The organism is Sphingobium sp. TomTYG74 (assembly GCF_055393875.1).
The window spans coordinates 462,144-475,778 of the sequence record NZ_AP027341.1; the positions used below are offsets into that span (position 1 = coordinate 462,144).

General features: G+C 63.2%; 11 protein-coding genes. 6 read left to right on the forward strand and 5 right to left on the reverse strand.

The window, feature by feature from the left end:
• Window positions 1–29: 29 nt before the first annotated feature.
• From ACZ5TB_RS02445 to ACZ5TB_RS02455, 3 genes are read left to right on the forward strand one after another with little or no spacing between them, the layout of a single operon-like run.
• On the forward strand, window positions 30–2,189 hold the full coding sequence (locus ACZ5TB_RS02445; protein ID WP_464791885.1) for a type I secretion system permease/ATPase: 2,160 nt from the start codon (window positions 30–32) through the stop codon (window positions 2,187–2,189).
• A gap of 38 nt (window positions 2,190–2,227) precedes the next feature.
• Window positions 2,228–3,205 carry a cell wall hydrolase gene (locus ACZ5TB_RS02450; protein ID WP_464791886.1) on the forward strand — a complete coding sequence of 326 codons (978 nt, stop codon included), beginning with the start codon at window positions 2,228–2,230 and terminating at the stop codon, window positions 3,203–3,205.
• On the forward strand, window positions 3,202–4,476 hold the full coding sequence (locus tag ACZ5TB_RS02455) for an HlyD family type I secretion periplasmic adaptor subunit (protein WP_464791887.1): 1,275 nt from the start codon (window positions 3,202–3,204) through the stop codon (window positions 4,474–4,476). Before ACZ5TB_RS02450 ends, ACZ5TB_RS02455 begins: the two co-directional genes overlap by 4 nt.
• Before the next feature lie 14 nt (window positions 4,477–4,490).
• Here ACZ5TB_RS02455 and ACZ5TB_RS02460 read toward each other — a convergent pair whose 3' ends face one another.
• The 3 genes from ACZ5TB_RS02460 to ACZ5TB_RS02470 all read right to left on the reverse strand — a co-directional run bounded on the left by ACZ5TB_RS02460 (window position 4,491) and on the right by ACZ5TB_RS02470 (window position 8,389).
• Window positions 4,491–5,513 (reverse strand): transglutaminase-like cysteine peptidase, encoded by a 1,023-nt coding sequence (locus ACZ5TB_RS02460; RefSeq protein ID WP_464791888.1) that lies wholly within the window; start codon window positions 5,511–5,513, stop codon window positions 4,491–4,493.
• A 118-nt stretch (window positions 5,514–5,631) separates the two neighbouring features.
• On the reverse strand, window positions 5,632–7,605 hold the full coding sequence (parE, locus tag ACZ5TB_RS02465; protein ID WP_464791889.1) for a DNA topoisomerase IV subunit B: 1,974 nt from the start codon (window positions 7,603–7,605) through the stop codon (window positions 5,632–5,634).
• Between the two features lie 103 nt (window positions 7,606–7,708).
• Complete coding sequence (locus ACZ5TB_RS02470; protein ID WP_464779221.1) at window positions 7,709–8,389, reverse strand: GcrA family cell cycle regulator; 681 nt, start codon at window positions 8,387–8,389, stop codon at window positions 7,709–7,711.
• Window positions 8,390–8,504: 115 nt separating this feature from the next.
• On the opposite strand from ACZ5TB_RS02470, the gene ACZ5TB_RS02475 reads away from it, so the two are divergent.
• Window positions 8,505–9,353: an ABC transporter permease gene (locus ACZ5TB_RS02475; protein WP_464779222.1), complete on the forward strand. Its 849-nt coding sequence runs from the start codon at window positions 8,505–8,507 to the stop codon at window positions 9,351–9,353.
• A gap of 12 nt (window positions 9,354–9,365) precedes the next feature.
• Here ACZ5TB_RS02475 and ACZ5TB_RS02480 read toward each other — a convergent pair whose 3' ends face one another.
• Both ACZ5TB_RS02480 and ACZ5TB_RS02485 read right to left on the reverse strand, forming a co-directional pair.
• On the reverse strand, window positions 9,366–9,491 hold the full coding sequence (locus ACZ5TB_RS02480; protein WP_464779223.1) for a hypothetical protein: 126 nt from the start codon (window positions 9,489–9,491) through the stop codon (window positions 9,366–9,368).
• On the reverse strand, window positions 9,491–10,807 hold the full coding sequence (locus tag ACZ5TB_RS02485) for a UDP-glucose dehydrogenase family protein (RefSeq protein WP_464791890.1): 1,317 nt from the start codon (window positions 10,805–10,807) through the stop codon (window positions 9,491–9,493). The genes ACZ5TB_RS02480 and ACZ5TB_RS02485 overlap by 1 nt, the downstream gene beginning before the upstream one ends.
• Before the next feature lie 160 nt (window positions 10,808–10,967).
• On the opposite strand from ACZ5TB_RS02485, the gene wecB reads away from it, so the two are divergent.
• Both wecB and wecC read left to right on the forward strand, forming a co-directional pair.
• A complete protein-coding gene (gene wecB / locus ACZ5TB_RS02490; protein WP_464791891.1) occupies window positions 10,968–12,113 on the forward strand; it encodes a non-hydrolyzing UDP-N-acetylglucosamine 2-epimerase in 1,146 nt (381 codons plus the stop codon).
• 136 nt (window positions 12,114–12,249) lie between these two features.
• Window positions 12,250–13,545, forward strand: a complete 1,296-nt coding sequence (gene wecC, locus ACZ5TB_RS02495; protein WP_464788431.1) for a UDP-N-acetyl-D-mannosamine dehydrogenase — start codon at window positions 12,250–12,252, stop codon at window positions 13,543–13,545.
• The last annotated feature ends 90 nt before the right edge of the window (window positions 13,546–13,635 follow it).

The following is a 13,635-nucleotide window of genomic DNA, read 5'->3' on the forward strand; positions in this document are numbered from 1 at the left end:
GCTTCGGCTGGGGTGGCGCGGGGTAAACAATGTTGGAACGAAGCACATTAAGTCTGGCCGAATGGCTGGACCATCAGGGCTCGCCCGGTGACGAACTGATTGAATGCATCGGCCATGTGGCGCGGCATTTCGATCGATCGCCGGGTATCGTGGCTTTGCGCGCAGGCCTTGCCGTCGATGAATCAGGGCGCCTGCCTTTTCATCAGGCGGAGTCCGCGCTGGATCAGATTGGCCTGCTGAGCGACCATGTTCGCGGACGGCTGGACAAATGGCGGCCCGCCAACCTGCCAGCCATCCTCCCGCTGAGGGGTGAGCGCTTTCTCCTCCTGCTGGACATCAAGCAGGGCGACGCGCTGGTTCAACTGCCCCATGCGAGCGAACCGGTATGGGCGCGGCTATCCGATCTGGAGCCTTATTTCACGGGTGAAGCGCTGGCCGTCATGGCCGATCATGGCCGCGAACGGGCCGAGGATAGGCCGTGGGACGAACGGGCGCGGCAGCATTGGTTCTGGCGCGAAGTCTGGCGGGCGCGTGGGTCCTTTGGTTATGTCATGCTGGCGGCGGGGATCATCAACCTTCTCGCTTTCGCGCTGCCGCTGTTCACGATGAACGTCTATGACCGGATCATTCCGAACAAGGCCGCTTCCAGCCTTTGGGTGCTAGGTGCGGGTGTCATGCTGGCCTTTGGGCTGGATTTTGCTTTGCGGCTCGCCCGGGCGCGGCTGGTCGATGAGGCTGGCCGGGAAATCGACGAGCGGCTCTCGCAGCGGCTGTTCGAAAAGGTGATGAACGTGCCGCTCGCCAGCCGTGCGGGCAGCACTGGTGCGCTGGCACGGCGCGTGTCGGAATTTGAGAGCGTCCGCGAATTTTTCACATCGACCACCGTGGTGCTGGTTGTCGATATCAGCTTCCTCTTCCTGTTTGTCGCCATCATCGCGCTGTTGGGCGGTTGGCTCGCGGTCGTGCCTGTCGTCATGATCGGCATCATGGCCATAGCGGGCTTTTTCCTTCAGCGCTCCATGGCCAGCCTGTCGCGTGATGCGCAAGCGGACTCGAGCCTGCAAAGCGCCGCGCTGGTGGAGGCGATCGGGGGTATGGAGACGCTGAAGGCATGCCGCGCCGAAGGTCGGATGCTGGACCGGTGGCGCCGTTACGCTCGGATGAGTGCATCGACCCAGGAGAAGCTCCGGCGGCTGAGTTCGACCAGCGTGACACTGGCGTCACTCTGCCAGCAGGTGACGAGCATAGCGCTGGTGATCGGCGGCTTCTACATGTTCGCGGCGGGCGAGATCACCATGGGTGCGATCATCGCTATCGTGATGCTGGCTGGCCGGTCATTGGCGCCGGTTGGACAGCTGGCCTTCGTCATCGTGCGAGCGCGGCAGGCGATGACGACGCTGAGCAGCCTCCAGACGCTGATCGACCAGCCGGACGAACGGCTGGACGGAGCGCGCGGCATCATCCCCAAGGTGCGCAAGGGCGCGATCGTCGCCAAGGCGCTGGAGTTCAGCTATCCGGGCGCGTCGCAGCCAAGCCTGAAGGGCATCGACCTGCGCATCGAACCGGGCGAACGGATCGGCATCATCGGGCGCGTGGCGTCGGGCAAATCGACGCTGGGGCGGGTGCTGTGCGGCCTTTATCCTCCGGGCGGCGGCATATTGACCATCGATGATGTGGACAGCCGCCAATATCATCCGCACGAACTGCGTGCTGCCTTCCGCTATGTCGGGCAGGATGCGGAGTTGTTCAGCGGGTCGGTGCGGGAAAACCTGCTGCTGGGCGCGCGGGACGCAGATGATGAGAAGCTGCTGGACGCGCTGGAGCGGTCGGGGGCCTCGCGCTTCTTCGGGCGGGATGCCGCCGGGTTCGACCTGCACATCGGTGAGCGCGGCAGTCGCCTGTCGGGCGGGCAGCGGAGCTTCCTGGTGCTGGCGCGGGCGTTGGTGGAGCCGACCAGGCTGCTCTTCCTCGATGAGCCGACCGGGGCGATGGATAATCAGACGGAAAATCTGTTTGTCGACCATCTGGCAAAGGCGCTGGAGCCCGAACAGACGCTGATCGTATCGACGCACCGCCACGCGCTGCTGCGGATCGTGGACCGGCTGATCGTGATAGACCAGGGTGTGGTTCTGGCGGACGGGCCGCGCGACGAGGTTATTGGGCAGCTTCAAAAAGGAGCGGTCCAATGATCGGGCGGACATGGAGGTTGCCAGCGACTGAGGTTTGCATGCTCGGCCTCGGCGGGGCGCTTGTTGTAGCCTTGGCGGCGGGAACGGTTGGCTGGCGCGGGAACGACGTACCCAAGGCTGCCGTCGAAACGAAGATCATGGACGGTGCGCCCGCCATCCCCCGCCAATATCGCGCGCTGGTTGAAATCACAGAGAGCGAAGCCGCGCCCTTAACGATCGGGCAGGAGGCGGAGGCGCAGAATGGCAGGCTCAGGTTTGCGGCCGGAGCCATCGCCGCAGCATCGCCTTTCCACGCACTTCAATCCGCAGGCGAGGACAGGAGCCGCGCGCTGCAATGCCTGACGCAGGCGATCTATTATGAAGCAGCGGCTGAACCGGAAAGCGGACAGCGCGCGGTAGCACAGGTCGTTCTCAACCGTGTGCGTCATCCCGCCTTCGCCAAGACGGTGTGCGGCGTGGTGTATCAGCGTTTCAACGCGTCAGTGTGCCAGTTCAGTTTCGTATGTGATGGGTCACTTGCGCGGCGGCCTATGGCCGTCCTGTGGAATAGGGCACAGCGGATCGCGGCGGCGGCGCTGGCGGGACAGGTTGAACCGAGCGTTGGCACGGCGACCCATTATCATGCCGATTATGTGTTCCCTGGATGGGCGCCGCATCTGGCGAAGCTGGTGAAGATTGGCGCACACATCTTCTATCGCTGGCCGGGCGCATGGGGGCTGCCGCGTGCTTTTACGGGGCGCTATGCCGGGGGTGAATATATCCCTGCCTTCGATCCATCGCAGATGGTGGCGATGAAGGAGCCGGAGATCGATTATCCTCCGGTTGCGGCGCTGCCCGAACGCCGGGCGGCCAATGATGTGGGCGGGCGGATGGACCCGACCAAGGGATGGAAGCTGTCCATTCCCGATCCTTCGCAAGGCGGCGGCGCTCTCACCAGCATGCTGGCCGCGCAGGAAAAGGCGAAGGCGGTGGCGCTCGCTGCCGATGAACATGCAATGCAAGAGGCAAAACCATGATGGGGCGCTGGATCAACTGGCTGCGGGGGCAGCCGGGCAACAAGCAGGTCATCCTGTATAGCGGCGGGGGTATGCTCGCGTTCCTATTGTGGGCCAGCCTTGCTCCGGTGGATGAGGTGACGCACGGGCAGGGGCGGGTGATCCCGTCCAGCAAAGCGCAGGTCATCCAGTCCGCCGAGCCGACCACGATCGAGGAGATATTGGTCCGGTCGGGGCAGAAGGTCAGCAAGGGCCAGTTGCTGGTGCGTCTGGACGACGCGATGCTGGCGTCCGAACTGGGACAGTTGCAGGCCGAGACGCGATCGCTGACGGCGCGGGCGGGACGGCTGGAGAAGGAAGGCACCGGGACAGGGGCCAATTGCGCTACGGGCGGCCCCGAATGTCAGCAGGAGCAGGCGCTGGCCGCAGTCCGCCAATCGGCGCTCCGCAGCAAGCAGGATGGGCTTTCCGCTCAGGTGGAACAGCGGCGGCGCGAACTGGGCGAGGCGCAGGCCACGATCGACAGCCTGGGTGGCAGCGTCCAGCTGGCGCGGCAGCGGGTGGCGATGCTGGAGCCGCTAGCGGCGAAGTCCATCATCCCGCAGACCGAACTGCTCGACGCCCGGCGTGATCTGGTGGACGCGCAGGGACGGCTCAACGCGGCGCAGCAGCAGGCGTCGCGTGCATCGGCCGCGATCCGCGAGGCGCAGGCGCAATTGTCCGAGGCGAATTTTCAGTTCAAGCAGGATGCGCTGAACGAACGCAGCCAGCTGGAGGCCAAGATCGCGGTCAATAGCGAGTCCCTGCGTGGTGCGAAGGGCCGAGCGCAACGCGCGGAAATTCGTTCGCCCGTCGATGGCGTGGTCAACGATGTGCAGGTGACGACCATCGGCGGCTTCGTGACGGCGGGGCAGAAGATCATGCAGATCGTCCCCATCGGTGACAAGCTGCTGGTGGAGGCGCGGGTGAAGCCGAACGACATTGCCTTCATCAAGACCGGCGACCGCGCGGTGGTGAAGGTGACTGCCTATGACTTTTCGATCTATGGGGGCCTTAGCGGGACCGTGCAGCAGGTTTCGGCTGACAGCGTTTATGACGAAGCGACGCGGGAGGCCTATTTCACGGTGGTTGTGGAAACCGACCGCGCATGGCTAGGCACGGGCGCGCACAAGCTGCCGATTACGCCGGGCATGGTGTGCGATGTGGAGATATTGACGGGCCGCAAGTCGGTGTTGGCCTATCTGCTCAAGCCCATCATGAAGGCGCGGTCGGAGGCTCTGCGGGAAAGGTAAGACGGTGGGCGCGCTCAGCGAGCGGCGAACTGGACCGGCTGTGGCTTCGTTACGCGATAGCCGTGGGTCCAGCGTCCGTAAGCGTTGAAGCTCATGATCGGCCGATAGTCGCTGACCTCTGAAGAAGGCAGCACCCGATCCGTCATATTATCGAGGATCATCAGGTCGCTGCCAACGCGCACTGCCAGCACCGCGTGATCGGCCTGCCTCACCAGATCGCGCGCAATGACGAGGAACATGGCGTGGCGGTCGAAGCCCGCCGCTTCCAGAAGCTGCATCTTGGCGATGGCGTAATCTTCGCAATCGCCAGCCCCGCGTTGGAGCGACTGGCTGGCTGAAGCCCAGCTGTCGCGGCCCTGCCGATCGTCAACGAAGCGCAGGCGGCTGTTGACCCAGCTATTCACCATCTCCACCTGTCGTAGTCCGGCGGCGGCGCGCGCCGACCGCAGGAGGCTGGCCGACAGGATTGTAGCCGGAGCGGAGCGGGCGGCGGCCCATTTGTCGTCGAGCGGCGTCCGGCTGACTGCCATTGCGACCGATCCGAAGATGTCTGGCTGTCCGGCGCGCGGCGCTGGAGCAGATGGCAGCGGGGTGGGCTTTGGTATGGCGAAGGTGGCCGCAGGCGCTGTGATGAGGTCGCGCATGAAGGTGGGCACGAGGTCGGGCTGCTTATAGCTGAGTGCAGGCTGGCTGAGCGTCAGACGGATGCCTTGCAGTTCCCATCCGGGCATCAGCGACAGTGTCCGGCCAATGCGGCTGTCGTTGACGATAGCCTGCGGTTCGGCGACTGGCGGCGCCCAGTTGAAGGATGACGTGCTGCCCTGTTGCGCGCTGATGGCGGCGAGGCGGCTCATGCCGCCTGCGAGCAAGGTGGACGCCAGGCGATCGGCCTGACCGTAGTCTGTGCCCTTCAACGTGGCGCTGGTGATTCCGGACGGCGCGAGGGGTTGCGCGAGTGCGGTGCCGCTCTGAACCGACAGCAGCAGAGCCGGTGCGGCAAGCGGTGCGATGCGAAGGATCTGGGCGAAGCCTGACATGCTTGCCCGTATCGCGCGGAAGATTGAACATCCCGTCGCCCGCAGTGGTTAATGCTGCGGTAGCCACGAAATCCGGAGGGGGAGCACTGTCGCGCGGCGATGCTCGCCCGCCAGAGGGTCAGGCGTCGATTGCTTCTTCGTCCACCGTCGCCGCGTTTTCCTGAATGAAGGCGAAGCGGTGAGCCGGGTTGGTTCCCATCAGGCGCTCGACCAGTTCGCGCACTTGTTGGCGATCCTCGATGTCATCGGGCAGGGTGATGCGGATGAGGCTGCGGGTCTTGGGGTCCATGGTCGTTTCGCGCAGCTGGCCGGGGTTCATTTCGCCCAGCCCCTTGAAGCGGCTGACTTCGACCTTCTTTCCTTTGAACTCGGTGCGCAGCAATTCTTCGCGATGGGCGTCGTCGCGGGCGTAGAGGCTCTTGCCCCCTGCAACGAGGCGGTAAAGCGGCGGCTGGGCGAGATAGAGATGCCCGCGCCGCACCAGTTCCGGCATTTCCTGGAAGAAGAAGGTCATGAGCAGCGTCGCGATATGCGCGCCGTCGACGTCCGCGTCGGTCATGATGACGATACGCTCGTAACGCAGATTATCCGGATTGCAGTCCTTTCGGGTGCCGCAACCGAACGCCAGGATCATGTCGGCGATTTCCTGGTTCGCCAGAATCTTCGCGTTGTTCGCCGATGCGACGTTCAGGATCTTGCCGCGAAGGGGCAGGATCGCCTGCGTCTTGCGGTCGCGCGCCTGTTTGGCCGAACCGCCTGCCGAATCGCCTTCGACCAGGAAGATTTCCGTGCCTTCGGGATCGTCGGTCGAGCAATCGGTGAGCTTGCCGGGTAGTCGCAGCTTGCGGGCCGAGGTCGCGGTCTTGCGCTTGACCTCCTTTTCCGCCTTGCGCTTCAGGCGCTCGTCCATGCGGTCGATGACATAGGCGAGCAGCGCCTTGCCGCGCTCCATATGGTCGGACAGATAATGGTCGAAATGATCGCGCACCGCGTTCTCGACGAGGCGAGCGGCTTCCGGGCTGGTCAGGCGATCCTTGGTCTGGCTCTGGAATTGGGGATCACGGATGAAGACGGACAACATGATTTCCGAAGAGGTCACGATGTCGTCTGCGGTGATGTCCTTCGCCTTTTTGTTGCCGACCAGTTCGGCGAAGGCGCGGATACCCTTGACCAAAGCGGCGCGCACCCCTGTTTCGTGTGTGCCGCCGTCGGGTGTCGGGATGGTGTTGCAATACCAGCTGTAGCTGCCGTCCGACCAAAGCGGCCAGGCGATCGCCCATTCCACGCGGCCCGCAGTGTCAGGAAAATCCTGGCTGCCAGAGAAGAAGGCGCTGGTGGCGCATTCGCGTGTGCCAACCTGTTCCTTTAGATGATCGGCAAGGCCACCGGGGAACTGGAACACGGCTTCGGCGGGCGTATCGTCGCTTATGAGTTCGGGGGCGCATTTCCAGCGGATCTCGACGCCTGCGAATAGATAGGCCTTGGAACGGGCGAGCCGGTAAAGGCGGGCCGGCTTGAACTTTTGCTCGCCGAAAATTTCATGGTCGGGGATGAAGCTGACCGATGTGCCTCGCCGGTTAGGTGCCGCGCCGATCTTCTGGAGGCCGCTGGTGGGCAATCCTTGCGCGAAGCTTTGACGGAACAATTCCTTGTTGAGGGCAACTTCCACGACGGTCACGATCGAAAGCGCGTTCACGACGCTGATGCCTACGCCATGCAGGCCGCCGGAGGTCGCATAAGCCTTGTCGGTGAACTTGCCGCCGGAGTGAAGCGTAGTGAGAATCACCTCCAGCGCCGATTTGCCGGGAAATTTGGGGTGCATGCCGACGGGAATGCCCCGGCCATTGTCGGTGATGGTCAGCTTGTTGCCGGGTTCCAGCGTGACTTCGATGCGGGTGGCGTGCCCCGCAACCGCTTCGTCCATGCTGTTGTCGAGCACTTCGCTGGCGAGATGATGCAGCGCGCGTTCGTCGGTCCCGCCGATATACATGCCCGGACGGCGGCGAACGGGCTCCAGTCCTTCGAGCACTTCTATGGAGGATGCATCGTAACCGGAGGAGGAAAGCGGCTGGCTCGCGAACAGATCGGACATGCGCACAAGCTATAAGCGGGTCGGCGGCGGGTGCAAGCAGGAGCTATGAAGAAGGGGCCGGTCTCATCGACCGGCCCCTTCAAATTTCAGAGCTAACGAAGGGTCAGCGAACGCGCGGACCGCCGAAAGGCAGGGGCGGAGGCGGACGGCGCGTGCCACGCGGCAGCTGAGCCTGATACGCACGGCCGCAATGTTCCACGCAATAAGGGAACCCGGGGTTCACGGCCTCACCACAGAAGTGGAAGTCCGGTTCGCCCGGATGGCCCATCGGCCACTTGCAGATACGCTCGGTCAGGTCGAGCAGCGACGTCTTGCCTGCGATTTCCGGGCTAGGCTTGGCAGGGACCAAGCGGCGGGGAGGGGCAGGCGGAATCGGCGCCTGCTGGTCGCCGGGACCCTGGCGAAGGAAACCGCCCGGACCAACCGATATGATGCGAGGCTGCGGCGCGGGCACAGGTGCGTCCGCGGCAGGAGCTGCGGCAGATTGTGCGGGCGCAGACGCAACAGATGGGGCTGGGCGTGCGGGAACAGGCGCGCTATGCTGCACGGGCGCGGCGGGTTTGGGCGCTTCGGCTTCGGGCGCGGGCTTGCGGACGGGAGCAGCCTTTTTGGGCGCCTCGTTCGGCTTTACGGGCGAAGGGCGCGATTGCAGGCCAAGGCGATGCGCCTTGCCGATCACGGCGTTGCGGCTGACACCGCCCAGTTCGTCCGCAATCTGGCTGGCGGTCAGGCCTTTTTCCCACATTCCCTTGAGCTGGTCGATACGCTCGTCGGTCCAGGACAATGAATGACTCCTCAAATTCTCTGGCTAGCGCCCTATATGGGACGCGCCTGCACAGGTTAAAGCCCGTGCACAACGCCCTTGCGGCACAACAGACCAGCCGATAGTCGATCGAAGCATGAACGAACAGCCCCAATTTTCCGTATCCGCCTCTTCGCCTCCTCCTTTTCACGAGCCGGGTGAGCTTGTCATCCGCAACGTCAACTGGGCGGGCACCCGAGCGCTCTACCAGAAAGAGGTGCGCCGCTTCATGAAGGTGCAGCTCCAGACCATCTGGGCGCCTGCCGTCACCACGCTGATGTTCCTCATTATTTTCTCGATCGCGTTGGGCGGCGCCAACCGGCTGGTGCTGGGCGTCCCCTTTGCGGATTTCATCGCGCCGGGGCTCATGATCATGGGCATGATGAACAATGCCTTTGCCAACAGCAGCTTCTCTCTGCTGGCGGGGAAGATGCAGGGTACGCTGATCGACTATCTAATGCCGCCGTTGTCCAATAGCGAACTGCTGTTGGCGCTGGTCGGTGCGGCGGTGACGCGGGCGTTTTGTGTGGGGCTGGCGCTGTGGGGGGCGATGGCGCTGTGGCCGGGTGTGCATGTTACACCGGCGCATCCCTGGGCGATCGTCTGGTTTGGCCTGATGGGGGCGGCGCTGACAGCGTTCATCGGGGTACTGACATCGATCTGGGCGGAAAAGTTCGATCATGCCGCCGCGATCACCAATTTCGTGATCGGGCCGATGACGCTGCTGTCGGGCACCTTCTATTCCATTGACCGGCTGGCGCCAGTGTTCCAGGCGATCAGCCATGCCAACCCGTTTTTCTACGCGATATCGGGCTTTCGCTATGGGTTCGTTGCGGCGGCGGACGGGGATGTGGTCGTGGGAAGCATCGTTCTGCTGGTGCTCAACGTCGCTCTGGCACTGCTGTGCTATGTCCTGCTCAAGCGCGGGTGGAAGCTTAAGGCTTGATTGCGAGTGGCTTTAGACGAAGCCCGCTATCACGGGGACGGTCAGGGTCACGACGAACAGACCCGCTGCCGCGATCAGCCAATGATGGAGACGGGGAAGACCGAGATCATCCCGGCCCCCCTCCGGCTGAACATTCATCAGATGACGCCCTTGCCGCCCACCCGGGTGAGAGCAAAGCCTGCTGCTTCGGCTTCGCTGCGGGGATAGATGTTGCGCAGGTCAATGAGCAGAGGCTTGTTCATCGAAGCGGCAAGGCGCTTGAGATCGAGAGCGCGGAAAATATCCCATTCCGTGACCAGCACGAGTGCGTCGGCGCCAGTCGCGGCCTCGTAGGCGTCTTTCGCCATGGTGACGCCTGACATCATCGGTCGGGCGACCTCCATGCCTTCGGGATCATAGGCAACGATGCGAGCGCCAGCATCTTCCAGCGCCTGCACGATGGCGAGGCTGGGCGCATCGCGCATGTCGTCAGTGTTGGGCTTGAAGGTGAGGCCGAGCAGAGCAACCGTCTTGCCGCGTGCTTCGCCGCCCAGCGCTTTCACGATCTTGCGGCCCATCGCGCGCTTGCGCAGGTCATTTACCTGCACCACCGTTTCCACGATGCGGATCGGGGTGTCATAATCCTGCCCCGTCTTCACCAGCGCGAGCGTGTCCTTGGGGAAGCAGGAGCCGCCATAGCCGGGGCCGGCATGAAGGAACTTGCTGCCGATCCGATTGTCGAGGCCGATGCCGCGCGACACGTCCTGCACCTCGGCGCCGACAGCTTCGCACAAGTCCGCCATTTCGTTGATGAAAGTGATCTTGGTCGCGAGGAAGGCGTTGGCGGCATATTTGATCAGTTCCGCTGTGCGCCGTCCAGTGAACATGACGGGCGCCTGGTTGAGGTTCAGCGGCCGGTAGACCTGCGCCATGACGGTCATGGCCCGTTCGTTGCCGGTGGTGCCCACGACGACGCGATCCGGGCGCTTGAAGTCGCTGATCGCCGCGCCTTCACGCAGGAATTCCGGGTTGGAGACTACCCGGATATCAAGGTCTGGGCGTACTTCCTGGACGATGCGCTCAACCTCGTCACCCGTGCCGACCGGCACGGTGGATTTGGTGACGATGACCGTCGGGCCGTCCACGGCTTCGGCAATTTCGCGCGCGGCGGCATAGACGTAGCTCAAGTCCGCATGGCCATCGCCACGGCGCGAGGGCGTGCCCACGGCGATGAAGATCGCGTCCGCGCCCTTGACCCCCGCAGCGAGGTCGGTGGTGAAGGTCAGCCGGTCGGCCGCAGCGTTGTTGGCGACGAGCTGATCAAGGCCGGGTTCATAGATCGGCATGCGGCCGGACAAGATCGCATCGATCTTGCCAGCGTCCTTATCGACGCACACGACGTCATGGCCGAAATCGGCGAAACAGGCGCCCGATACCAGGCCGACATATCCCGTGCCGATCATCGTGATCTTCATAAACTACCCGCTGCCTCGTTCGAAAAAATGAAGGATTGACTGCGCCCTAGCATAGGTCATCGCACCTGCGAAAGCGCGCGTCGGAATTACCCCTTGTTCAGGGGATGGTTACGATTTGCTGGCAGGGGGTAGCCTTAAAGGCTCGCATCAGGGGGCAAAGATGAAAGTTGCGGTGGTATTCGGGACCCGCCCCGAAGCGATCAAGCTGTTTCCCGTCATTCACGCGTTGCGCGCGCGGGATCATGTCGACGTGCGCGTGATCGTCACGGCGCAGCATAGGGGGTTGCTGGATCAGGTACTCGACATTGCGGGTATCAAGCCGGACATCGACCTTGACGTGATGACGCCGAACCAGACACTGGATGGTCTTACGGCGAAGCTGATCGTCGATCTGGGCAAGGCGTTCGATGCGGAGAAGCCGGATCGGATCGTCGTGCATGGTGACACGCTGACGACCATGGTCGCGAGCCTCGCCGCCTATTATCGGCAAATTCCGGTCGCGCATGTGGAAGCGGGATTGCGCAGTGGGGATATTTATCATCCCTGGCCTGAAGAAGTGAACCGGCGCGTCGTCGCTTGCGTGGCTGACATGAATTTTGCGCCCACCGGGGCGGCGGCCGATGCCCTGACGCGGGAAAATCGCGATGCGGCCAGCATTCACATCACCGGCAACACGGTGATCGACGCGCTGCTCGCGACGCGCGAGCGGATTGCGGGCATGCCTGCGCTCGCGGCGGGCCTTGATGAACTGGCGTCGCGCTTTGCAGGAAAGCGCATCATCGCCGTCACCAGCCATCGACGGGAAAATTTCGGCGGGGGCATGGAAGCGATTGCCCGATCCATCGCCGACATCGCGGCGCGCCCGGATGTGGCAGTGATCTTCCCCGTCCATCCCAATCCCAATGTGCGCCCGATCATGGAGGCGGTCCTTGGGAAGCTGTCGAACGTCGCGATGATCGAGCCGCTCGACTATCCGCATTTCGTGCGTCTGCTCGACATATGCCATCTGGTCCTGACCGACAGCGGAGGCGTGCAGGAGGAGGCGCCGTCGCTTGGCAAGCCGGTATTGGTGATGCGCGAAACTACCGAACGCCCTGAAGGCGTGGCGGCAGGGACAGCCAAGTTGGTGGGCACCGACCGTACCCGCATTGTTGGTGAGGTCTTGGCGTTGCTCGACGATGACGAGGCTTATCGGGCGATGGCACGGGCGCATAATCCCTTTGGCGATGGGCGCGCGGCGCAGCGGATCGCGGCCGTCATCGCGTCGGGAAGCGTCGAGGCGGAAGGTCTGGAGGAGGCGGCATAGCTTGGCCGCGCCCGTCTACTGATCCTGCGTTCGCCAACAGTTTCCGACCTGATCGTCCGGGGATCCTTCGTTACCGGAATCTTCAGCATTTGCCTTCAAAAACAGCGGCAACTGATAGATTTTCCGGGATTATTGCATGCCTATCGACAAGCAGCAGAAGGTTTCCGTCATCGGGCTGGGTTATATCGGGCTGCCGACTGCGGCCCTTATCGCCCGTGGTGGAGCGCATGTTGTGGGCGTCGATGTCAGCGCTCATGTGGTTGAAACCGTCAATTCAGGCCGAGTGCACATCGAAGAAGTCGATCTTGACGGTCTGGTGCAGGGCGTGGTCGCACGGGGTAATCTGCGAGCCAGCCTGACAGTCGAACCTAGCGACGTATTCATCATCGCTGTTCCCACGCCGGTTGCGGAAGATCGCGCGCCGGACATCTCCTATGTGCTGAACGCGGCGCGGACTGTGGCTGAGGTATTGAAAGCGGGCGACACGGTCATATTGGAATCCACCTCGCCCGTTGGCACTACCGAGGCGATGCGGGACCTGTTCGCGAAGATTCGCCCTGACCTAAAAATGCCGGGGCCAGGCACGGCCGGGGACGTCGCAATCGCCTATTGCCCGGAGCGCGTTCTGCCGGGCCGCATTCTGGTCGAATTGATCGACAATGACCGTTGCATCGGCGGCATAACGCCGCGATGCGCGCGCAAAGCACTGGCCTTTTACCGTCAGTTCGTGCGCGGAGCCTGCATTACGACCAGCGCGCGTGCTGCCGAGATGGTGAAGCTCGTCGAAAACAGCTTCCGCGACGTCAATATAGCCTTCGCTAACGAACTGTCCGTCATTGCGGAAGGCATGGACATCGACGTGTGGGAAGTGATCCGCCTCGCCAACCGTCATCCGCGCGTGAACATCCTTCAACCCGGGCCGGGTGTCGGCGGGCACTGCATCGCCGTGGATCCCTGGTTCATCGTGCATGGCGATCCGGAGAACAGCCGCCTGATCCGCGCTGCGCGCGAGGTGAATGATGCTAAGACCGACCATGTCGTTGCCAAGGTATCGGACCTGATCGACGAGTTTCCGGGCGAAGACGTCGCCTGTCTCGGCCTGGCCTTCAAGGCAAATATCGACGATTTCCGGGAAAGTCCTGCCGTGAAAGTGGCGAGCCGTCTGGCCCGTCGTTACGGCCGCCGCATCAAGTTGGTTGAGCCCTACGCGCAGGCTTTGCCCATGGAGTTTGCGGGCACCGGGGCGGAACTCATCGATCTCGATACGGCTCTGGAACAATGCGGCGTTTTCGTCATTCTGGTTGATCATGATATGTTCAAATCAGTCCCGGTGGACGAGCGCTTCGGCAAGGCGGTTTACGATACGCGCGGCGTATGGCCGGACCAGCCGCGTCGCCTGCCGCACGATCAGCCGGGGCGTATGGCGGGTTGACCGAGAGCTGCTTGGCCCAGAGTACCATGGCCGCAGTTGCCATGGCCATTTAGCCTCGCTAACCCCGCCCAAGCGTTTCGCCCCTCGGCG